Raw genomic sequence first — 21078 nt, 5'->3', positions numbered from 1 at the left:
TTATTCTCCTGAATCATTGATCCCCTTTGAAGATCCTGCTGGTTTCTTCGATCAGATGCAGGATATCTTCCTTGCCCCCGCCTGTCAGCGCTGAGGTCCGGATTCCCTGAGGAAGTTCCTCCCAGGTTTTGTTCAATTCCTTTTTAAAGGCCTCGATATTGGATGTGCCCCTGGCCAGGGTCACTTTATCCGTTTTAGTAAAAAGCAGGGTGAAGGGCAGCTGATTTTTACCGAACCAGTTGACAAGGTCCAGATCGATCTTCTGAGGTGCCAGGCGGCTATCCACCAGGAGAAACGTATTCATCAGGCTGGTGCGGTTGAGGAGGTAGCGGGCGATCAACCGCTCCCATTTTTTACGCTGCGCCAGCGCTGCTCTGGCATAACCGATGCCAGGAAGATCCACCAGGTACCATTCCCCGTTGATCAGGTAGTGCTGAATGGCCTGGGTCTTGCCCGGACGTGATGAGATCCTTGCCAGGTTTTTCTGTCCGGTCAGCATGTTGATCAGGGATGACTTCCCCACATTCGACCGGCCAAGGAATGCATACTCCGGCAGATCAGGTGCCGGACAGGATGAAATCGTAACGGAACTTGAGACATAAACTGCCTGGCGGATGATCATCACCTGGGTAACTCCTTCTCAGCTTTTTTATAGGAAGAGACATGCCTGTCCTTCTTGATATCGTAAATGTCCTCAATGGTCATCAGGATCCCGGATTCCTCCACCGAGCCAAAATGCCTGTTGATGCAGGTACCAAACATCCTCATGGTGGAGGAAAGATTCATGTATGCATTGACCAGAGGCGGGATGCTCTCATTGAGGATTCGGACGTTTTTCATAAGTATGCGGTAATTCTCGTCATAGTTCCGGCCGGAGAAGATCTGCTCCAGCTCGCCTGGATCCGTTACCAGGGACAATGGTTCGTAGGGCCTGGCCAATTCGTCCGGATCCGGGAAATATTTGTGCAGGAAGAAAAGGATCATGTCCCGTGCACGGATATTGAACCTGGGATACATCGTGATCTTACCGAAAAAATACCTGGTTCCGGGATGATCAATGGTCAGGGCACCCAGGCCGTCCCAAAGGTTATCGAGTGAATAGATCCCTTTGCGGATGTTGTAGGTTGGCTGATAGTCGGGCTGTACGAAAGAACGCCCCAGCTCAATGGTTTGGGGCAGATAGTCGTTGATAAAAACATCGGAGAGCCTGAACAGCTGGGCTGTCGGTGTATAATAGGTTCCGTCGGGTGCTTTTCGTATCAGGGTTCCTTCCAGATAGCGGTACCCGCCAACAATGACTTGATCCTGAGGGCTCCAGACGAGCAGTTGTTTGAAGGGAGTGACAGGGTCGGTATCAAACTCGTCAATATCCACCTCCTCGCCGGTGCCGCCACCTGCGTCACGGAAACTGATTTCCCTGAGCCGGCCCAGCTCGAGCATAACGTTGGGTGAATCCTGATAGGTAATGATGTAGATCTGCTTATGCCCATTGTTGGTTTCACGAACAAATTTATCCGGCGTGAGTTCGGATAGGATAAGGGCGGGGTCTACCGGATCAATGATCTTTTTCATGGTTTTCGTTGGTTGATGCATGTTCCACCTGAGATTGGCCGATGGGCGGGGAAGGTGAATGGTCATCTTCCCCCTGGCTGAATTCAGGCGGCCCTGGAATGCCTTTCCCGAGCGCATAGACCTGTTCCTTCACCAGTGCTGCCCACTCCCTGTCGGAATGGCGCTTATCAAACACCCTCCAGGAGATGGGTTTCCCGATGTGAAAGGTAAGGGTTTTATCCCGTTGCTTTGTCATTTCATCCACCAGGTAAAACATCTCGATGTTGGCTTTGATGCCCAGGCGTTTCCTCCAGGCCGACAGGTTATAAAAGAAACGGGAGTTCCGGCCATCAATGTGAACAGGAACCACGTACCGTTTATGTTTCCTGGATTTGGCCACGAATGTCTTTTTCCATTCCAGGTCAATAATCTCTCCGGCTTGTTTGCGTGAACACAACCCGGCAGGGAAGTAGAGCAATGTCACATCCGAGGCGAATGTATCCTCAAAAAGCCGGATATTCTCCGTATTCTTCCCGTGTTTATTGACAGGAATGAATAATTCTCTCAGGTTGGGGACATTCAACAACAGGTCATTGACTGGAAAAATGACATCCTTGCGTACTTTCCCGATCACGCCCATCAGGGCAATGCCATCGAGTCCTCCCAGGGGATGATTGGCAACGACAATGAAGCGTTCGTTTACCGGAAGATTTTCATAGCCAGTGAATTGGATATCGGTACGGAATTCATCCAGAACCGCTTGTATGAAATCAAGCCCGTAATTATTCTGATTCCTTGCGATGAATTCGTTGAGTTCATCAACATGAACGATTCGCTTGACATACCTCAGCAGAAAACCCGGAAGAACTTTGAGCAGGAAGGGATTCTTGCTGGCAATGATCTTTTCCAGATCCAGAAATTTCACCTGATCCCTTTCCCCTTTTATTTCCAGATTTTGCTCCATTGGCTGATGTCTTGTGTTCCAGGGTAGATTCAGTACAAAGATAACTAACTATCCCCAGATGGATGAAGGGAAATTTCGTTCAAAACTGGTATTTCGTCCGTCAGAATGAGGCTGTCAGCGCAGACTATTGAAACATACTTCGTTGATAATAAATATCTTAAAGAATTATCAAAAAGATATTAACAAATAGTTGAAACTTTTTGTGTGAAAAAGTGTAAAAAAGTGTAGAATTGTGTAGATTCTTATTATTTTTACATCCAAAATCAGCCCATAACGATGTCCTATCTTCTCGGTGAATACGAATGTCTGCTGGATTCCAAAAGCCGCATACTGATGCCTGTTGCATTGAAGAGGCAAATTCCGCCTGAGGCTCAGGAGAAATTCGTGATCTGCCGGGGCTTTGAGCGTTGCCTCACCGTTTACCCGCTAAATGTATGGAATAAATTGACCGAAAATCTGAGTAACCTGAATTTTTTTGAACCGGATGACCGGAATTTCGTCAGGTCGTTTCAACGAGGTGCCATTGAGATTCAGCTGGACGGCGCCAGCAGGCTCCTGTTGCCCAAGCAGCTGCTGGCATATGCAGGCATTGAGAAGGATATTGTGCTTTTTGCCTATGCCGACCGCTTTGAGATCTGGGATAAGGAGATGTACAACAATTTATTCACGGATGAGCCTCCTGAAGCATTCTCCGAAAGGGCAAAAAAAGTGATGGGACATAAAGACAAGCAGCAGCAATGATATGGTTTATCATGAACCGGTATTATTGAGTGAAAGCATTGAGGGACTGGCCATCCACCCTGACGGGAATTATGTGGATGCAACATACGGAGGTGGAGGGCATGCCCGAAAGATCCTTGAACTGCTGAGAAACGGAAAGTTGATTGCCTTTGATCAGGATGTAGACGCCATGAACAACCGAATTGATGACCACCGCTTATTGCTGCTGAATCACAACTTCCGTTACCTGAAGCAGTTTCTGCGGTACTATCAGATGCTCCCCGCAGACGGCATCCTGGCCGACCTGGGGATGTCATCGCACCAGCTCGACAGGCCCGACAGAGGTTTTTCCACACGGTTCGGCGACGCACTGGATCTTCGCATGGACAGGAAAAAAAGCCTGACCGCACTGCGCATCGTGAATGAATATCCGGAGGAACGGCTGCGCGTGATCTTAAAGGACTATGGAGAGGTATCCAACGCATACCGGCTTGCAGGATTGATCGTCAGGGGAAGAAGTTCAGAGCCTATTGCCGACGGAAAGCAGTTTCAGCAGATCATTGCCCGGTGCGTACCCAAAAACGGCGAAAACAAGTACCTGGCGCAGGTCTACCAGGCGTTGCGCATTGAGGTGAACCAGGAGCTGGAAGCGCTCCGGGAATTTTTGCGGCAATCGGTCGATGTGCTCAGGCCTGGTGGCCGCCTGGTAGTCATTACCTATCACTCGCTGGAAGACAGGATCGTAAAAAATTTTATGCGCACCGGGAATACGGAAGGAGAGCAAGTGAAGGACTTTTTCGGCAAAACCAGGGCTCCCGTCAGGATGATCACCCGAAAACCCATCGTTCCCGGACCGGAAGAACAGAAAAGAAATCCAAGATCCAGAAGTGCAAAACTCAGGATTGCAGCTGCAGAGAGCCATGAACGATGACCAATCCATAAACCATCCACCCGATCAGCAACCCAACGGTTACGACCGGGTAAAGCCCCGGCGCAGGATCGGCAGGACCGCTCATACGATCCTGGACGGATCGTTCCTGAGCCGGGAAAAAGTGATCCGGTTGATCCCCTTCACCCTTTACCTTATGTTTTTGATCATTGTGCAGGTTGCCCTGTCGTACCGCGCCGAAAAGACGTGGTTTGAGATCAACACACTGAAGAGCCAGATGAACGAGCTCCGCTACCATTATATTACCAGTAAGTCGGAGCTGATGTCGGTGGGACGCCAGTCAGAAGTTGCCCTGAGACTGAAGGATTCAGGATTCAGGGAAGCTACGGTTCCACCCACGAAGCTTACCCTGTCAGGTTCTGTCCTAAAAAATTCCTCCAGCCATGAGTGACATAAAGAAAGACATCCTCTGGCGGGTCATCCTGCTCTACACACTGGTATTCCTTGTTGCGGTGGCTATCATTGCTAAAGTGATCATCATTCAGTTTCCGCAGGGTAAAGAGTGGAAAGAAAAAGCGATCGAAGAAAAAGTCCGTTTTGAAAGTGTGGAGGCACAGCGGGGAAACATCTACGATTGCCAGGGGAATCTCCTGGCTTCCTCCATTCCCATTTTTGACCTTCGGATGGACGCCGCTTCACCGGAGATCAGGGATGATTATTTCCACGCCCACATCGACTCCCTGGCCTGGTACCTGTCGGACCTTTTCAAAGACAGGACCAGGTTCGAGTACCTTAAAGAACTGAAAACTGCCCGCGAATCGGGCAACCGGTATTTTCTTATTAAAAGAAAGATCACGTACGAAGAACTCAACAAAGTACGCCGTTTTCCCATTTTCAGGCTGGGCAGGTATGGCGGCGGCCTGATCGTTGAAGAACATTCCCGGAGAGAAATGCCGTATGCGGTTCTGGCATCGCGGACCATTGGATATCAGTCAGAAAAAGCTAAAGCCTATGTTGGCCTCGAAGGTTCCTATAACAAGCAATTACAGGGAACAGGCGGACAAAGGCTGGTAAAAAAAATCGCCAGCGGCATCTGGGTGCCTGTCAGTGAAGCCTACGACCTGGAACCGCAGCACGGTGATGATCTCATCACCACGCTGGATGTCGTGCTGCAGGATGTGACCGAAAACGCATTGTTGAAACAGCTGTCGAAGCAGGAAGCAGAACACGGCTGCGCTGTCCTGATGGAAGTAAAAACAGGCCACATCAAGGCGATCGCAAATCTTGGGAGGAACGAAAACGGAAGTTACGAGGAGGATTTCAACTATGCGATCGCTGATGGAGGTGAACCCGGTTCCGTGTTTAAGCTGGCCAGTATCCTGGCAGTTTTGGATGAGCAGAAAGTAAAAATCTCCGACAAGGTCCACACCGGAAATGGAGTGATCCAATATGCCAACCGCACGATGCGGGACGTTCACCCGATCGGCGACGGGGTCATTACGGTGAAAGAGGCCTTTGAGCACTCATCCAACGTGGGCATATCAAAAATCATCTGGGATACTTACCAGAGCAATCCGGGGCAGTTCACGGAGAAGTTATACGCCATCGGATTGAACAAACCGCTGGGGATCGACCTTGCAGGCGAAGCGGCTCCGATCATCAAGAATCCCCGGTCCTCTTCCTGGTCGAAGGTCACCCTGCCCTGGATGTCGGTTGGATATGAAGTGAAGGTCACGCCCCTTCAGATCCTGACCCTGTACAATGCCGTGGCAAATAACGGAAAAATGATCCGGCCTGCTTTTGTCAAAGAGATCAGAAGATCGGGGCAAGTCCTGCAGTCGTTTGAGCCCGTGGTTTTAAATCCGGCCATTTGTTCACAGGAAACCATCCGTGATCTGAAAAGTCTTCTGGAAGGAGTCGTTGAAAATGGAACGGGCAGGAGTCTGAGCGACGCCCCCTACAGGATTGCCGGAAAGACAGGTACGGCACAGGTGGCAGACAGGGATGCAGGGTACAACAAGAAGAACTACAAGGCCACCTTTGTCGGATATTTTCCCGCGGAAGATCCAGCCTATTCGTGCATTGTCGTTATCACCAATCCGTCAAAGGGCGTTTATTATGGAAGCCAGATAGCTGCTCCGGTCTTTCGTGAAATTGCCGACAAAGTCTACGCAACCCGGTTGGAGATTCAGGTCCGGAAAGAATTCCCAAAGGATACCACGATGCTGCCAGATTGGGTCAGAGGTTATCAGCCTGATCTGAAAACCATCTTCCAGGCGCTTAACCAACAGGCTGTTCCAGCCGGATTTGATTCAACGTGGGCCACGGTCTGCCGCGAGGAAACCAGACTGCATTACCAGGGGATCGTTGTGACGGATACCGCCATACCCGACCTCCGCGGCATGGGCGCAAGGGATGCCATTTACCTTGTCGAGAGCCTTGGAATGAAACCGCAGATCCTGGGTAAAGGCAGGGTCACCGACCAATCCCTGTCACCCGGGTCACCCCTCCTGAATGGAGAATCCATCATTCTGACCTTATCGCCAACCTTTAACCTGCCGCCAGCGAATGATACCACTGGATGACATATTGCCCGGTCTAACGATCCTGCGAACCGTTGGTGTGCCACCGAAAGAAGTCAGCACGATCCATTCCGACAGCCGGACCGTCGCCAGCGGCAGCGTGTTTGTGGCTGTCAGGGGCAGCGTGACGGACGGTCACACCTACATTGACTCCTCCATTGAACAAGGAGCCTCTGTGATCATATGCGAGCAACTACCCCTGACCATCCGGCCGCATGTGTGCTACTTACTGGTAGAGAACAGCGCCCGAGCCCTGGGGATTGCAGCTGCCAGTTACTATGGCAATCCATCGAAAAAGCTCCGCCTGATTGGTGTTACGGGGACCAATGGCAAGACGACGGTCGCCACGCTTCTTTTTCAGGTAGTCACGTCCCTTGGAAAAAGGGCTGGTTTGCTGTCAACCATCCGGAACCAGGTCAACGATCAGGTGATGTCCACCACACACACAACCCTGGATGCCATTCACCTGAATCAACTTCTTGCGCGAATGGCCGGAGAAGGGTGCGACTACTGCTTTATGGAAGTGAGCTCCCACGGCATTGCACAAGAGAGAATTGCAGGGCTGACCTTTGCAGGAGGAATTTTCACTAACCTGACCCACGATCATCTTGATTACCATAAGACCTTCAGGGAGTATCTTTTAACCAAGAAGAAATTCTTTGACCAGCTCCCGGAAGGGGCTTTTGCCCTGACGAACCTGGATGACAGGAATGGACCGGTGGTGATCCAGAACACCCTTGCGCAGCGCTACACCTATGCACTCAGGCACCTGGCGGATTTTCGCGGCAAGGTGATCGAAAACAGGATGGAAGGGCTCCAGCTTGAAATCAATCAGCAACGGGTATGGTTCAGGCTCATCGGTGAATTTAACGCGTACAATATTCTGGCAGTGCTTGGAGCAACCGTCCTGTCGGGTGAAAATCCCGGCGATGTCCTGACTGCCTTAAGCGATGCAGCTCCAGTCAACGGGCGCTTCGAAACGATAAAAAGCCCCGACCAGGTGACGGCCATCATCGATTATGCCCATACACCTGATGCACTGCTGAATGTCCTGACCACCTTACAGGCCATCCGAACGGGTGGGCAACAGCTGATCACGGTCGTCGGGGTAGGAGGAGACCGGGATACGGCAAAACGGCCGGAAATGGGACGGATTGCCGCCGAGAAGAGCGACCGGGTAATTTTCACATCGGATAATCCCCGCTCGGAAGACCCGGAAGAGATCATCCGGCAAATGCTGGAAGGAGTCAGGGCAAGCCTAAAAAGAAAGGTGCTGGCGATCACCAACCGTCGGGAAGCCATCAGGACGGCTTCTATGCTGGCAAAACCGGGAGACATGATCCTCATTGCGGGGAAAGGGCACGAAACCTACCAGGAGATCAAAGGAGTCAGATATCCTTTTGATGACAAACAAATCCTGGAAGCAGTCTTTTTAACACGAACATCCAATCAAACCTGATATGTTCTATTACCTGTTCAAATACCTTGATCAAGCCTTTGACCTTCCCGGAGCAGGAGCTTTTCAATACATTTCGTTCCGTGCTGCACTGGCGGTGATCACATCATTACTTATTTCGATGGTATTTGGCAAATCGATGATCAGGCTGATCCAGAAAAAACAGATCGGGGAATCAGTTCGCGAGCTCGGACTGGATGGGCAGATGGAAAAAGCCGGTACGCCAACCATGGGAGGACTGATCATTCTGAGCGCGATCCTGGTGCCGACCCTTTTCTTTGCCCGGCTCGACAACATTTACATCATCCTGATGCTCATTTCTACCCTATGGCTTGGCACCATCGGTTTTATTGATGATTACATCAAGGTTTTCAAGAAAAACAAAAAAGGACTGGCCGGCAAGTTCAAAATCCTCGGACAGGTCAGTTTAGGGCTGGTGATCGGACTGACGATCCTGTTCAACGACAACATCGTGATCCGTGAAAAGATCCCCACTCCTGACACAGGCACAACAATCTTAGAATCCGTTGAAAACCAATTACCTGCAAAAGTCCAGTTTAGCAATGAGGCCGTTAAGTCAACGAAGACGACGATCCCGTTTGTCAAGAACAATGAACTGGACTATGCCAGGGCACTGAAATTTTTTGGTAAAAATTATCAGGACTGGGCCTTTCTGATCTATGTACCGCTGGTCATCCTGATCATTATCGGAGTATCGAACGGAGCCAACCTGACCGATGGACTGGATGGCCTGGCTACGGGAACTTCCGCCATTGTGGGTGCCACGCTGGGGATCCTGGCATGGGTGTCGGGGAATATCATCTTTGCCGATTACCTCAACATCATGTACATACCCAATCTGGGTGAGCTGGCGATCTATATCAGTGCCTTTGTCGGGGCCTGCATCGGTTTTTTGTGGTACAACTCCTTTCCTGCCCAGGTGTTCATGGGCGACACCGGAAGCCTGTCGCTGGGCGGGGCTATCGCGGTATGCGCCGTCCTGATCAGGAAAGAACTTCTTATTCCGGTTCTGTGCGGTATTTTCCTGGCCGAGAGTCTATCGGTAATGATCCAGGTCGGCTGGTTCAAATACACCCGGATACGGTTCGGTGAGGGAAGGCGGATCTTTAAGATGGCTCCCCTGCACCATCATTACCAGATGCGGGGGTACCCCGAACCAAAAATCGTTCAGCGTTTTCTGATCATCGGGATTCTGCTGGCAGTATTCTCGGTCATAACTTTAAAGATGAGGTAAACAGAAAAGAGTCATCGCGTGAATGCACTGAAGAAAAATATCGTTGTCGTGGGCGCCGGTGAAAGTGGAGCAGGTGCGGCCTTACTGGCCAGGCAGAAGGGTCATTCGGTCTTTGTCAGCGATCAGGGCATCATCCGGGAAAAGTACAAAACCCTGCTGAAAGTGAATGGGATCCCATACGAAGAAGACAAACATACCCTTGAGCGGATCCTTGAAGCGGATGAAGTGATCAAAAGTCCCGGCATTCCCGAAAGCTCCGCATTGATCCGGCGTATCCGTCAGGCGGGCATTCCGGTGACGGGTGAAATCGAATTTGCCGGTCGGTACTGCACCGGAAAAAAGATCTGCATCACGGGCAGTAACGGAAAAACGACCACAACCTTACTGACCGGCCATATTCTCAAAAAAGCAGGACTTGACGTGGCCATAGCCGGTAATGTCGGTTCCGGATTTGCCATGCAGCTGGCCGGAGGCGACCATGCCTTCTGGGTGCTGGAGATCAGCAGTTTTCAGCTGGACGACCTGAACGATTTCAGGGCTGAGATAGCTGTACTGATGAACATTACACCCGACCACCTCGACAGATACGATTACCTGTTCAGCAATTATACGGATTCCAAATTCCGGATCACGCGTAACCAGACCGCAGAGGATGCTTTTATCTACTGCCTGGACGATGGGGTCATCACTTCAGAAATCCCCCGACGGGCGATCATGGCAAGGAAATACCCCTTTTCAGTTCTTCAGAAACCGCCGGACCAGGGAGGATGGCTTGAAAGACCGTTGCAGGTCACTTCTTCCCGAACAGGTAAAAAAGAAAATGCGATCATCATTAACACACATAACGAACTTTTTACCATGACACTTGAAAGTTTGGCATTGCAGGGCCGCCACAACATTTACAATTCACTTGCCGCAGGTATTGCCACCAGGCTCCTGGATCTGAGGAAGGAAATTGTAAAAGAAAGCCTTTCGGACTTCCAGCAGGTGGAGCACCGGCTTGAGTTTGTTGCAAAGGTTCACGGGATCGAATTCATTAACGATTCCAAGGCCACCAATGTGAATTCGGCCTGGTATGCCCTGGAGTCCATCAACCGGCCCATCATCTGGATTGCAGGCGGTACGGATAAAGGGAATAACTATTCCATGCTTTGCGAGATGGTGAAGGCGAAAGTCAAGGCCATCGTCTGCCTGGGGAAAGACAACCAGAAGATCATCGACGCTTTCAAGGACATTGTTGAACTGATCGTGGAAACCCGTTCAGCAAACAAAGCAGTCGAAGTCGCCTACCGGCTGGGCATCCCGGGAGATGTTGTCCTCCTTTCACCGGCCTGTGCCAGCTTCGACCTGTTCGAGAACTATGAAGACAGGGGCAGGCAATTCAAGGAGGAGGTGAGGAGGCTGTGAGGAGAGAGGAGAGAGGAGAGAGGAGAGAGGAGAGAGGAGAAAGGAGAAATATTTGAAGAAGTATAAAATTAGGATAAAATGAAGAGTTTTCAGGGCGACAGGGTGATCTGGGTGGTGGTGTTCATGCTGTCGATCATTTCCATTGTTGCCGTTTACAGTACGACAGGAACCCTGGCCTACAAGTACCAGGGCGGGAACACGGAATATTACCTGTTCAAACACGTGATCATTCTCCTGCTTGCCCTCGGATTGATGTATGTTGCGCACCGCATCCGGTATAGCTATTATTCCCGGATCGCACAGATTGCACTGTATGTTGCCGTACCACTGCTGGTTCTGACCCTCTTCTTCGGCACGACCATTCACGATGCCAGCCGGTGGTATAAAGTATTGAACTTCTCCTTTCAGCCTTCCGATTTTGCCAAGCTGGCCCTGATCATGTTCCTGGCCCGGCTGCTCACTAAAAAACAAGACGCCATCAAGGACTTCCGATCCGCTTTTGTTCCGATCATCGTTCCGGTCATTGTCACCTGCGGTCTGATCCTGCCCTCAAATTTTTCCACGGCAGCCCTCCTGTTCATCACCTGCGTGATCCTGATGTTCCTGGGCAGGGTCAACATCAGGTACATACTGTCGTTGATTGGCATCGGCAGTGTGGTGCTGGTCATTTTCTTTGTCATTGTCTACAGGAATCCTGAAGTAGGCAGGTTTGGCACGTGGAAACAACGAATCGAAAGCTACATCAATCCCCAGAGCGAAGATCATTATCAGATCGATCAGGCTAAAATCGCCATCGCCAACGGAGGTATCCTTGGCAAGTTACCGGGGAACAGCAGTCAGAAAAATTTCCTGCCTCACCCCTACTCGGATTTCATTTTTGCGATCATCATCGAGAGTTTCGGTCTGGTGGGAGGGACCGTGGTGGTATTGCTTTACATGATCCTGTTCTACCGAACCATTCGGATCGCCCTTCGATGTCAGCGGTCGTTTGGTTCATTCCTGGCCTTGGGACTGGGATTCAGCATTGTCTTTCAGGCGATGGTCAACATGGCCGTGGCCGTCAACCTCGTACCCGTGACCGGCCAGACGCTGCCTCTGATCAGCATGGGCGGCACCTCCATGTGGTTCACATTCATTGCCCTGGGGGTCATCGTGAGTGTGAGCAGGGACCTTGAAATTCAGGATGATGATATAAACGAAGAGATTTCAAAAGAATATGTCGCGGGATAAAAAACACATATTGCTCAGCGGCGGTGGCACAGGTGGCCATATTTTTCCTGCCATCGCGATCGCCAACGCACTGAAACGGATGCTGAATGATCCGGAGATCCTTTTTGTGGGAGCCAAAGGCCGGATGGAGATGCAAAAGGTTCCCCATGCAGGGTATCCAATCAAGGGGATATGGATCAGTGGATTCCAGCGGAAACTGTCGCTGAAGAACCTGCTTTTCCCGCTGAAGGTTCTGGTCAGTTTAGTGGCTGCCGGCCGGATCATAAAGCGTTTTCAGCCCGATGTCGTCATTGGTACAGGCGGATACGCCAGTGGTCCGGCGCTGAAAGCGGCTGCCAGGCGCCATATTCCAACGCTGATCCACGAACAGAACTCCTACCCCGGCATCACCAACAGGTTGCTGGCAAAACAGGCCGATTGCATCTGTGTGGCACATCAGGGCATGGATCGGTATTTCCCGGTGAAAAAGATCATCTTTACGGGCAACCCGGTGAGGGAGGATGTTGTCAGGATCACGGGAAAAAGGGAAGAGGCGGTCAGCTTTTTCGGTCTGGATGAAAACAAAGCCACCCTGCTGATCATCGGCGGCAGCCAGGGTGCCTTATCGGTCAACCAGGCCATGGCAGCTCACCTGGAAACTTTCTGCAATGCCGGCATACAGGTCATCTGGCAAACCGGTCACCCCTTCTTCGACAGGGCCGGGGAACTCGTTAACGATCGTTTCAGTGAACACATACACGTCCATTCATTCATTGAGCGAATGGACCTTGCCTATGCAGCAGCTGACGTGGTGGTGAGCCGTGCCGGCGCGATCGCTATCTCGGAATTATGCCTGGTAATGAAACCAGCCATCCTGGTTCCCCTGCCCCACGCGGCGGAGGATCACCAAACGAAAAATGCCCTGAAGCTGGTTGAAAACCACGCTGCCCTGATGATCAGGGATGAAGATCTGCATAGGTCTTTTGCCGAAACAGTGATGGAATTGATAAAAAACAAAGAGCAGCAGCAGCAGCTCAGGGAAGAGATCGGGAAAATGGGATCTGCCGATGCTGCCTTTAAAATAGCACAGGAAGCCGTCCGTCTGATGAAAAGATGAATTGAACGTGGATCTCGCCAGCATACATAACATTTATTTCCTCGGGATCGGGGGAATTGGCATGAGCGCCCAGGCTCGCTATTTCCGAAACCGCGGGAAACAGGTTGCCGGTTACGACAAAAACAAATCCTCGCTTACGGACCTGCTTGTACAGGAGGGAATTCCCGTACATTTCGAGCAAGATGTCAGCAGGATTCCCTTCGTTCCTGATCTGGTCATTTACACTCCTGCCATACCTCCGGACAATTCGGAGTTCGTTTACCTGAAGGACAAAGGATTCCCCATGATGAAACGGGCCGAAGTGCTGGGTGAATTGACAAAAAACAACTTCACGATAGCCGTTTCGGGCACCCACGGCAAGACAACGATCACTGCGATGGTTACCCACATCCTCAAAACAGCAGAGATCCGCGTCACGTCCTTTATCGGAGGGATCAGCCGAAATTACGGGTCCAACCTTGTTGATGACCGGAACCCCGAAATAATGGTCGTTGAAGCGGATGAATATGACCGGTCGTTTCTGTCACTTACCCCTGATATCCTCATCATCAGTGCAATGGATGCCGATCACCTTGATGTCTATGGATCATCGGATCAAATGGTTGCATCCTACCTGGAATTTTCCTCCAAGGTCAGAAAAAACGGTTACCTGGTCGTCAACAGCTCCATTCAGGATCACTTCCCTTCAAGACACAACACCTGGACCGTTTCAGTCTCACCTTCCAAAGCCTCGGTTTTCGCCAGCAATATCCGGTATTCAGGTGGAAAACAGTACCTCGACATTCACTTACCGGATAAACCCTATGCAGACCTGCAGATGGGTGTACCGGGAAGGTTCAATGTTGAGAATGCAGCCACTGCCGTTGCAGCAACAACCCTGGCTGGAATGGATGAAAGCGTTATCCGTCAGGCTCTTGCTTCATTTGCAGGCGTAGAACGAAGATTTGATTTCAGGGTGATGACCGACCCGGTGGTCTACATTGATGATTATGCCCATCATCCCCGCGAGATCAGCGCCTGCATCCAGGCAGTACGGGAACTCTACCCTGAACGGAAGATCACCGGGATCTTCCAACCGCACCTGTACACACGCACCCGTGACTTTGCGGAAGACTTTGCAAAAAGCCTCAGTCAGCTGGATGAATTGATCCTGCTCGGCATCTATCCGGCCAGGGAAAAGCCCATCAGGGGCATCAGTTCACGCATGCTGTTATCCATGGTTCAATTAAAACAGAAATGCCTTTGCAGATTGGATGATTTGCCGGAAGAAATTTCAAACAGACCCATCGAGGTTTTACTGAGTCTGGGTGCAGGTGATATCGGAGAGAAAGTCAAAGAGATCGAAAAGGTGTTAAAGGAAAAATATGAAGTTGGTTAAAAAGATATTGATCATCCTGTTCTGGGTCCTTCTTGCAGGATCAATGGTCGTCCTCATGGGATTCATCGACCATAAGAACGGTGATTTGAAGCTTGCCAGCATTGAGATCACCATTGAGCGGACACCAAACGCCCACCTGATCACCGAAGAGGATGTGATGAATATCATTGGTAACAGTAAGAACAGAATGATCGGTCAGCCTTTTGGAGAGATCCCACTGGAGGATCTGGAGAACAGGCTGAAAAGCAACGCATACATTGCCGACGCCAATGTACACAGCCGGATCCCGGGCAGCCTGCACATTGACATCGTACAGCGTGCACCTCTTGCCAGGATCGTAAACCAAAAGCAGGAAAACTTCTACATTAGCACAGATGGGCATTTGATGCCGCTGCACCCGGACGTCATCCTTCCGGCAATCCTGGCCACCGGGGAGATCTCCGACAGTCTCACTCCATCGTTACCATTACGCAGGAAACAGCATCTCCCGGCCGGGGAGATCAGCCAGGCTTCACCCCTGGAAGTCATCTATAATCTTGCGTTAATCATCGAAGACAATGCGTTTCTCAAAGCACAGATCGAGCAGATCTATATCAATGAAGCGCAGAATGCTGAGATGATCCCGAAAGTTGGCGACCACGTCATTGTTTTTGGAGATCTTGAGAACATGGAAAGCAAATTCGATAAGCTCATCGCTTTTTACACGGAAGGAGTCAGGTATGCGGGATGGGATGTTTACACGTCAGTGAACCTAACTTATAAAAACCAGATTGTTTGCACAAAATAGAATAGTTATGGAACCATCAGAAATCATTGTCGGGCTTGACATTGGTACCACCAAGATAGCGGCTGTTGCCGGAAGGAAGGACGAATTTGGCAAGATAGAGATCCTTGGCGTGGGTCAAACCGAATCGATAGGGGTGCGCCGGGGTGTCGTGTCCAATATAGAGCAAACCGTTTCTTCGATCCAGCGAGCCGTACAGATGGCAGAAATGAACTCAGGAGTCGACATTGCGACGGTCAGTGTGGGTATTGCCGGCCAGCACATCAAAAGTCTCCAGCATCACGGGGGGGTGATCCGCAGCAACATTGACGAGGAGATCACGCAGGAAGACATTGATAACCTGACAGAAAGCATGTTCAAGCTGGCGATGAACCCCGGTGAAGAGATCATTGAAGTGATCCCGCAGGAATTCACCATTGACGGTGAACAATATATCAAGGAACCCAAAGGCATGTCGGGAATTTCGATGGAAGCAAATTTTCATATCATCACCGGCCAGACCACGGCAGCCAAAAACATTTATAAGTGTGTCAAGAAAGCGGGCCTGGAGGTCAATGAGCTGATCCTGGAACCTATGGCCTCCGCAGTGGCCGTTCTCAGCGAAGAGGAAAAAGAGGCTGGAGTGGTCCTGGTGGACATCGGGGGCGGCACATCGGATATCGCTATCTTCCAGGAAGGGATCATACGCCATACGGCCGTCATTCCCCTGGGAGGAGACATTATCACGGAAGATGTGAAGGAAGGCTGCACGATCATCAAGCGGCATGCCGAGGAGCTGAAAGTGAAGTTTGGTTCCGCCCTGGCCAGCGAAAGCAAGGATGAAGAGATCGTTTCCATTCCCGGGTTGCGCGGAAGGCCTCCCAGGGAAATTTCCCTGAAGAACCTCGCCAGTATCATCCAGGCACGTATGGAGGAGATCATCGAACATATCTACTTTGAGATCAAAAACTCCGGCTATGAGAAGAAACTGATCGCGGGGATTGTCCTGACGGGTGGAGGCGCCCAGTTACGGCATATTGCCCAGCTGACAGAATTCATGACCGGCATGGACACGCGGATCGGTTACCCCAACGAGCACCTTGGCCCGCTGGTGCCGGAAGATATCGCCAGCCCCATGTATGCTACCGGTGTCGGACTGGTGATGATCGGACTGGAAAGGGCTGAGAAGGAAAAATCGAAATTCACCGGAAACCAGATGATGAAGGCTAAAAGGAATCACCATAAGGAACGTCCCGGCTTTTTTGATAAAATCAAAGCCTGGTTCGATGAAGAGGACATCAACCAGAAGTAATTAACAATCCGGCTGTGGATAAATAAAATACGGCCATTCAAGAAAAGATGCACACGAAACGTATAATTTTAACACCGAAATTATGAAAACCCAAATGATTACTATTGAGTCGCCCAGCAATCAGTCTTCCATCATTAAAGTCCTTGGTGTAGGGGGAGGAGGAGGAAATGCCGTCAACCACATGTTGGACCAGGGGATCAAAGGGGTTGACTTCATCATCTGCAACACAGATGCACAGGCACTCACAAGCAGCAAAGTTCCCAATAAAGTTCAGCTTGGATCCAGAGGGCTTGGCGCCGGATCCATCCCCTCGGTCGGAAGGGAAGCCGCCCTGGAAAACATTGACCAGATCAAAGCATTGCTGCAGGAAGACACCCAGATGCTCTTCATCACGGCAGGCATGGGAGGAGGTACCGGAACCGGAGGAGCACCCGTCATTGCCCAGGTGGCCAAGGAACTCGGTATCCTGACCGTAGGGATCATCACGCTCCCGTTCTCTTTCGAAGGAAGGAAAAGACGCCAACAGGCAGACCTGGGCGTTGAAGAAATGCGCAAATATGTGGATACACTGCTGATCATCTCCAATGATAAACTCAGGGAACAGTACGGGAACCTCAAGCTCTCGGAAGCTTTTGGTAAGGCGGACGACATCCTGACCACGGCTGCCAGGGGAATCGCAGAGATCATTACGGTCCCGGGTTATATCAATGTTGACTTTGAAGATGTAAAAACAGTCATGAAGGACAGTGGCGTAGCCATCATGGGTACGGGCCTGGCCGAAGGGCAGAACCGTGCACGCGTTGCCGTGGAAACAGCGCTCAACTCACCCCTTCTGAACGACAACAACATTAAGGGGGCCAGTAATATCCTGCTTTACATCTGCTCCGGTACGGATGAAATCTCCATGGATGAAGTCAGCGAAATTACCGAATACATTCAAACCGAATCAGGTAACAGTGCTGAAATCATCTGGGGTAACGGTACGGAAGAATCCCTGGGAGACCGCATCAGCATTACGATCATCGCAACCGGATTCACTCCAAATAAATCCGATAAAAAAACGAACGTCATCAAAAAAGAGAACGTTGTCATCCATAATCTGGATGAAAGCGGATCGGGTCCCGAAAAATGCCGTCTCAGCGAAAGAGAAGAACTGCTGAATGAGATCAAACTCATCAACAAGCCTCAGGAAACAAGCACCAAAATCAATGTTCCCGCTGAATCACCGTACCTGGAGACTGCTGCTGCACCCATTGATCTTGGCATTCTCACTCCCGTTACTGATGAAGAAGACCGCCCGTCACTGCTCAATGAACTTCACGAACCCGATACGGCCGGCAAAGAACTGAAAACATCCGGTACAGGAATCCAGGCTGGCGATTCTTCGCGGGAACTGCAGGAAGAGGAGATGAACGATATTGAAGTGCGGGCAAGAGAACGCATAAGGAAACTAAAGGATCTCAGCCTGAAATTACGAACACCCAGCGGGCTTACGGAGCTGGAAAACGAACCGGCCTACCTCAGAAGAAATGTCAAACTTAGCGAAGTCCCGCCGTCGGCCGCTTCATTTGTACCAAAATACACCCTGTCGGTTGATGAAGAACAAAACAGCGAGATCAGAACCAACAATTCTTTTTTACACGATAACGTTGATTGATTCCTAACAGCCAGGAACATACGCGAGCATCGAACGTTCCTTCAAATAAGCTGTTAGCCTAGGCACCCAGCATCAAGCGTTTAAAACCAGTCACTTTCAATTCCTTATCGGCTGACTCCAGGAACTGGCGGATCGTTTTGGTATTGTCACGGATAAATTCCTGATTCATCAGAGTACTATCCTTGTAGAACTTATTCAGCTTGCCCTGGGCAATTTTGTCCAGCATCTGTTCCGGTTTGCCTTCCAGTCTGGCCTGTTCCTTTCCGATTTCCATCTCCCGTTCAACGATGACGGGATCCACATCCTCCTTATCAACAGCAACCGGGTTCATGGCAGCCACCTGCATGGCAACCTGATGAGCAGCTTCCCTGACAGATTCCTCTCCCCTTTTATTGAAGCCGACAATGGTGGCCAGCCGGTTGCCAAAATGATTATAGGCAGTCACCATAGGGGCCTCAATGACTTCAAAGTGCGCTATCTCAAGTTTTTCACCGATTTTACCCATCAGATCCATCAGGTTTTCCTGAACCGTACGGCCGGCAAGATCCATACGTTTAAATTCATCCAGGGATTTGGGTTTTACCAGGAGCGAGCGCTCGACACTGTATTTTACAAAATCACTGAATTCCTGATTCTTAGCCACAAAATCCGTTTCGCAGTTGACCATTACATTGACAGCATACGTATGATCCGGATCAGCAGCAGCCAGAACGAATCCTTCATTGGCATCCCTTTCAGCGCGTTTTGCGGCGATCTTCTGTCCCTTCTTCCGCAGGTATTCAATCGCTTTTTCAAAATCACCATTGCTTTCATTGAGCGCATGCTTGCAATCCATCATGCCGGCTCCTGTGAGTTGTCTCAGTTTCTGGACATCAGCCGCAGTTATATTTGCCATTCTGTATTGATTTATGGATAGTAAATGAATGATTATTTCCTTGTTATTGGTTTTTTGGAGGCCTTGGAGATGACCTTCCGTGGGCGTTTGGCCCTTCCTGGCTCTTCTCCCGGCACCTCCTTCATTTTCTGAGGACCGACCTCAAGGATGGGTTTTCTTCCTATCAAGGCTGGCGTAGCAACCTCTTCCTCTTCTTCTTCAAGCTCTTCAAATGAGGACTCCAGAATGGACTTATCCTCCAGTTCCTCTTCATGTTCTTCCTCTATCAAACGTCTCTCCTTGTCCACTTTCCTTTCTCCAAGTCCTTCCTCGATGGCATCGATCATGATCCCGACGATGAGGTCAATCGCTTTGGAGGCATCATCATTGGAAGGGATGGGGAAATCAACTTCATTGGGATTGGAGTTGGTATCCACGATCGCAAAGGTTGGGATATTGAGTTTACGCGCTTCTGCAACAGCGATATGTTCCTTGCAGATATCCACAATGAACAGTGCAGAGGGCAGACGGTTCAGGTCGACAATGCTGCCCAGCTGCTTTTCAAGTTTGGCCTTCTCGCGGCTGATCTGGAGACGCTCTCTTTTGGACATATTCTTGAACGCAGGACTTTTGATCATTTTGTCCAGTGATGTCATCTTTCGAACCGCTTTACGGATCGTGGAAAAGTTCGTCAGCATACCTCCAGGCCACCGTTCAGTGACGTAAGGCATGTTGACACGTCTGACGTGCTGGGCCACGATCTCCTTGGCCTGCTTTTTCGTTGCGACAAAAAGTACCTTTTTTCCTGACTTGGAGATCTGTTTCAGGGCAGAGGCTGCTTCGTCAATCTTGGCCATCGTCTTATAAAGATCGATGATATGGATGCCATTGCGCTCCATGAAAATATAGGGAGCCATATTGGGGTTCCACTTTCTTTTGAGATGCCCGAAATGTACACCGGCATCCAATAAATCATTAAAATTGGTTCTTGGCATGTTGTTAGGGTTAAGTTTACCTTCTGTTCAAGCAATTGCTGAGTAGCCACAGCGAGGTGAGTCTCAGCAATTTAGATACTAAACTTCTTATCAAAACTATCGCTTGCTGAACTGGAATCTTTTCCGTGCACCCGGCTGTCCCGGCTTTTTCCGTTCCACCATGCGCGGATCTCTTCTTAAAAGACCTTTCGCTTTGAGAGGAGGACGAAAATCGGGATTCAGATCACACAGCGACTTGGAGATGGCCAGCCGGAGCGCTTCCGCCTGCCCGTTGTAACCACCGCCGGAAAGATTGGCCGTGATATCGTACTTATCAACGGTATCTGTTATTTCAAAAGGCTGACGTACAATATACTGCAGATTGGGAGTGTTAAAATACTCCTTGTAATCGCGTTTGTTCACCGTGATCACTCCCGTGCCTTCCTTGAGGTAAATCCGTGCAATGGCTGTTTTTCTTCTGCCCGATGTTTTCGTAATGTCCATAAATTATCTGAGCGTATTTAGATTTATCAATTTGGGTTGCTGAGCCTGGTGTTCGTGTTCGTTTCCCGCATAGACATGAAGATTACGGAATAACGCACTGCCAAGCCTGTTTCGGGGCAACATCCCCTTGATCGCCATTTCAACCACAGCGGTCGGTTTTTTCACCAAAAGCTCCTGCGGCGATTTCATACGCTGACCGCCGGGGTAACCTGTATGACGAACATATTGTTTGTCGGTAAGCTTCTTACCCGTCAGCTTGATCTTGTCAGCATTGATAATGATCACATAATCACCACAATCCGCGTGGGGAGTGAAACAGGGCTTGTTCTTTCCCCTCAGGATGTTGGCGACCTTGCTTGCCAGACGTCCTAAAACCTGACCTTCGGCATCCAACAGGAACCATTCCTTTACAACACCCTGTTTGTTTGCGCTTATTGTTTTATAACTTAAGGTATCCATCGATGTC

General features: G+C 50.2%; 20 protein-coding genes. 13 read left to right on the top strand and 7 right to left on the bottom strand.

Annotated features, from left to right (window positions below; translation table 11 throughout):
• Positions 1 to 13: 13 nt before the first annotated feature.
• The 3 genes from yihA to PKI34_07415 are packed head-to-tail and all read right to left on the bottom strand — an operon-like array spanning position 14 to position 2515.
• On the bottom strand, positions 14 to 622 hold the full coding sequence (gene yihA / locus PKI34_07425) for a ribosome biogenesis GTP-binding protein YihA/YsxC (protein HNS17632.1): 609 nt from the start codon (positions 620 to 622) through the stop codon (positions 14 to 16).
• Positions 622 to 1572, bottom strand: a complete 951-nt coding sequence (locus PKI34_07420; GenBank protein ID HNS17631.1) for a GNAT family N-acyltransferase — start codon at positions 1570 to 1572, stop codon at positions 622 to 624. The genes yihA and PKI34_07420 overlap by 1 nt, the downstream gene beginning before the upstream one ends.
• Positions 1556 to 2515 carry a 1-acyl-sn-glycerol-3-phosphate acyltransferase gene (locus tag PKI34_07415; GenBank protein ID HNS17630.1) on the bottom strand — a complete coding sequence of 320 codons (960 nt, stop codon included), beginning with the start codon at positions 2513 to 2515 and terminating at the stop codon, positions 1556 to 1558. The genes PKI34_07420 and PKI34_07415 overlap by 17 nt, the downstream gene beginning before the upstream one ends.
• Before the next feature lie 276 nt (positions 2516 to 2791).
• Here PKI34_07415 and mraZ point away from each other — a divergent pair, with 276 nt between their 5' ends.
• The 13 genes from mraZ to ftsZ all read left to right on the top strand — a co-directional run bounded on the left by mraZ (position 2792) and on the right by ftsZ (position 18260).
• On the top strand, positions 2792 to 3256 hold the full coding sequence (mraZ, locus tag PKI34_07410; protein HNS17629.1) for a division/cell wall cluster transcriptional repressor MraZ: 465 nt from the start codon (positions 2792 to 2794) through the stop codon (positions 3254 to 3256).
• Between the two features lies 1 nt (position 3257).
• The gene (gene rsmH / locus PKI34_07405; protein ID HNS17628.1) at positions 3258 to 4166 is read left to right on the top strand and encodes a 16S rRNA (cytosine(1402)-N(4))-methyltransferase RsmH; all 909 of its coding nucleotides are present in this window, start codon (positions 3258 to 3260) and stop codon (positions 4164 to 4166) included.
• Entirely contained in the window at positions 4138 to 4575 is a 438-nt protein-coding gene (locus tag PKI34_07400; GenBank protein HNS17627.1) for an FtsL-like putative cell division protein, read from the top strand. Before rsmH ends, PKI34_07400 begins: the two co-directional genes overlap by 29 nt.
• Positions 4568 to 6709 carry a penicillin-binding protein gene (locus tag PKI34_07395; GenBank protein ID HNS17626.1) on the top strand — a complete coding sequence of 714 codons (2142 nt, stop codon included), beginning with the start codon at positions 4568 to 4570 and terminating at the stop codon, positions 6707 to 6709. Before PKI34_07400 ends, PKI34_07395 begins: the two co-directional genes overlap by 8 nt.
• The gene (locus PKI34_07390; GenBank protein HNS17625.1) at positions 6693 to 8165 is read left to right on the top strand and encodes a UDP-N-acetylmuramoyl-L-alanyl-D-glutamate--2,6-diaminopimelate ligase; all 1473 of its coding nucleotides are present in this window, start codon (positions 6693 to 6695) and stop codon (positions 8163 to 8165) included. The genes PKI34_07395 and PKI34_07390 overlap by 17 nt, the downstream gene beginning before the upstream one ends.
• A 1-nt stretch (position 8166) precedes the next feature.
• Entirely contained in the window at positions 8167 to 9417 is a 1251-nt protein-coding gene (gene mraY / locus PKI34_07385; protein ID HNS17624.1) for a phospho-N-acetylmuramoyl-pentapeptide-transferase, read from the top strand.
• Between the two features lie 27 nt (positions 9418 to 9444).
• Positions 9445 to 10824, top strand: a complete 1380-nt coding sequence (gene murD, locus PKI34_07380; protein ID HNS17623.1) for a UDP-N-acetylmuramoyl-L-alanine--D-glutamate ligase — start codon at positions 9445 to 9447, stop codon at positions 10822 to 10824.
• Positions 10825 to 10902: 78 nt separating this feature from the next.
• The gene (locus PKI34_07375) at positions 10903 to 12054 is read left to right on the top strand and encodes a putative peptidoglycan glycosyltransferase FtsW (GenBank protein ID HNS17622.1); all 1152 of its coding nucleotides are present in this window, start codon (positions 10903 to 10905) and stop codon (positions 12052 to 12054) included.
• Positions 12041 to 13150 (top strand): undecaprenyldiphospho-muramoylpentapeptide beta-N-acetylglucosaminyltransferase, encoded by a 1110-nt coding sequence (gene murG / locus PKI34_07370; GenBank protein HNS17621.1) that lies wholly within the window; start codon positions 12041 to 12043, stop codon positions 13148 to 13150. The genes PKI34_07375 and murG overlap by 14 nt, the downstream gene beginning before the upstream one ends.
• A 7-nt stretch (positions 13151 to 13157) precedes the next feature.
• Positions 13158 to 14528, top strand: coding sequence for a UDP-N-acetylmuramate--L-alanine ligase (gene murC / locus PKI34_07365; protein HNS17620.1), 1371 nt, complete (start codon positions 13158 to 13160; stop codon positions 14526 to 14528).
• Entirely contained in the window at positions 14515 to 15315 is an 801-nt protein-coding gene (locus tag PKI34_07360; protein HNS17619.1) for an FtsQ-type POTRA domain-containing protein, read from the top strand. The genes murC and PKI34_07360 overlap by 14 nt, the downstream gene beginning before the upstream one ends.
• 7 nt (positions 15316 to 15322) lie before the next feature.
• Positions 15323 to 16603 carry a cell division protein FtsA gene (gene ftsA / locus PKI34_07355; protein ID HNS17618.1) on the top strand — a complete coding sequence of 427 codons (1281 nt, stop codon included), beginning with the start codon at positions 15323 to 15325 and terminating at the stop codon, positions 16601 to 16603.
• Positions 16604 to 16685: 82 nt separating this feature from the next.
• Positions 16686 to 18260, top strand: a complete 1575-nt coding sequence (gene ftsZ, locus PKI34_07350) for a cell division protein FtsZ (GenBank protein HNS17617.1) — start codon at positions 16686 to 16688, stop codon at positions 18258 to 18260.
• A gap of 58 nt (positions 18261 to 18318) precedes the next feature.
• Here the strand turns inward: ftsZ and tsf are convergent, their stop codons facing one another.
• The 4 genes from tsf to rplM all read right to left on the bottom strand — a co-directional run bounded on the left by tsf (position 18319) and on the right by rplM (position 21071).
• A complete protein-coding gene (tsf, locus tag PKI34_07345; GenBank protein ID HNS17616.1) occupies positions 18319 to 19155 on the bottom strand; it encodes a translation elongation factor Ts in 837 nt (278 codons plus the stop codon).
• A gap of 32 nt (positions 19156 to 19187) precedes the next feature.
• Positions 19188 to 20129 carry a 30S ribosomal protein S2 gene (rpsB, locus tag PKI34_07340; protein ID HNS17615.1) on the bottom strand — a complete coding sequence of 314 codons (942 nt, stop codon included), beginning with the start codon at positions 20127 to 20129 and terminating at the stop codon, positions 19188 to 19190.
• Positions 20130 to 20225: 96 nt separating this feature from the next.
• A complete protein-coding gene (gene rpsI / locus PKI34_07335; GenBank protein ID HNS17614.1) occupies positions 20226 to 20612 on the bottom strand; it encodes a 30S ribosomal protein S9 in 387 nt (128 codons plus the stop codon).
• 3 nt (positions 20613 to 20615) lie between these two features.
• Positions 20616 to 21071, bottom strand: coding sequence for a 50S ribosomal protein L13 (rplM, locus tag PKI34_07330; GenBank protein ID HNS17613.1), 456 nt, complete (start codon positions 21069 to 21071; stop codon positions 20616 to 20618).
• Positions 21072 to 21078 lie beyond the last annotated feature (7 nt).

It is taken from the genome of Bacteroidales bacterium, assembly GCA_035342335.1.
In the GTDB taxonomy this organism is placed as follows: Bacteria; Bacteroidota; Bacteroidia; order Bacteroidales; family JAGONC01; genus JAGONC01.
This window is presented reverse-complemented; position numbering and strand designations above follow the sequence as displayed.

What these genes read in the sequence shown, in the direction of transcription:
- PKI34_07420 (HNS17631.1), bottom strand. Translation starts at nt 1,572, where the DNA reads ATGAAAAAGATCATTGATCCGGTAGACCCCGCCCTTATCCTATCCGAA.
- rpsI (HNS17614.1), bottom strand. Translation starts at nt 20,612, where the DNA reads ATGGACATTACGAAAACATCGGGCAGAAGAAAAACAGCCATTGCACGG.
- yihA (HNS17632.1), bottom strand. Translation starts at nt 622, where the DNA reads ATGATCATCCGCCAGGCAGTTTATGTCTCAAGTTCCGTTACGATTTCA.
- PKI34_07375 (HNS17622.1), top strand. Translation starts at nt 10,903, where the DNA reads ATGAAGAGTTTTCAGGGCGACAGGGTGATCTGGGTGGTGGTGTTCATG.
- mraY (HNS17624.1), top strand. Translation starts at nt 8,167, where the DNA reads ATGTTCTATTACCTGTTCAAATACCTTGATCAAGCCTTTGACCTTCCC.
- PKI34_07395 (HNS17626.1), top strand. Translation starts at nt 4,568, where the DNA reads ATGAGTGACATAAAGAAAGACATCCTCTGGCGGGTCATCCTGCTCTAC.
- ftsZ (HNS17617.1), top strand. Translation starts at nt 16,686, where the DNA reads ATGAAAACCCAAATGATTACTATTGAGTCGCCCAGCAATCAGTCTTCC.
- ftsA (HNS17618.1), top strand. Translation starts at nt 15,323, where the DNA reads ATGGAACCATCAGAAATCATTGTCGGGCTTGACATTGGTACCACCAAG.
- rsmH (HNS17628.1), top strand. Translation starts at nt 3,258, where the DNA reads ATGGTTTATCATGAACCGGTATTATTGAGTGAAAGCATTGAGGGACTG.
- mraZ (HNS17629.1), top strand. Translation starts at nt 2,792, where the DNA reads ATGTCCTATCTTCTCGGTGAATACGAATGTCTGCTGGATTCCAAAAGC.
- PKI34_07360 (HNS17619.1), top strand. Translation starts at nt 14,515, where the DNA reads ATGAAGTTGGTTAAAAAGATATTGATCATCCTGTTCTGGGTCCTTCTT.
- PKI34_07390 (HNS17625.1), top strand. Translation starts at nt 6,693, where the DNA reads ATGATACCACTGGATGACATATTGCCCGGTCTAACGATCCTGCGAACC.
- rpsB (HNS17615.1), bottom strand. Translation starts at nt 20,129, where the DNA reads ATGCCAAGAACCAATTTTAATGATTTATTGGATGCCGGTGTACATTTC.
- PKI34_07415 (HNS17630.1), bottom strand. Translation starts at nt 2,515, where the DNA reads ATGGAGCAAAATCTGGAAATAAAAGGGGAAAGGGATCAGGTGAAATTT.
- murG (HNS17621.1), top strand. Translation starts at nt 12,041, where the DNA reads ATGTCGCGGGATAAAAAACACATATTGCTCAGCGGCGGTGGCACAGGT.
- rplM (HNS17613.1), bottom strand. Translation starts at nt 21,071, where the DNA reads ATGGATACCTTAAGTTATAAAACAATAAGCGCAAACAAACAGGGTGTT.
- tsf (HNS17616.1), bottom strand. Translation starts at nt 19,155, where the DNA reads ATGGCAAATATAACTGCGGCTGATGTCCAGAAACTGAGACAACTCACA.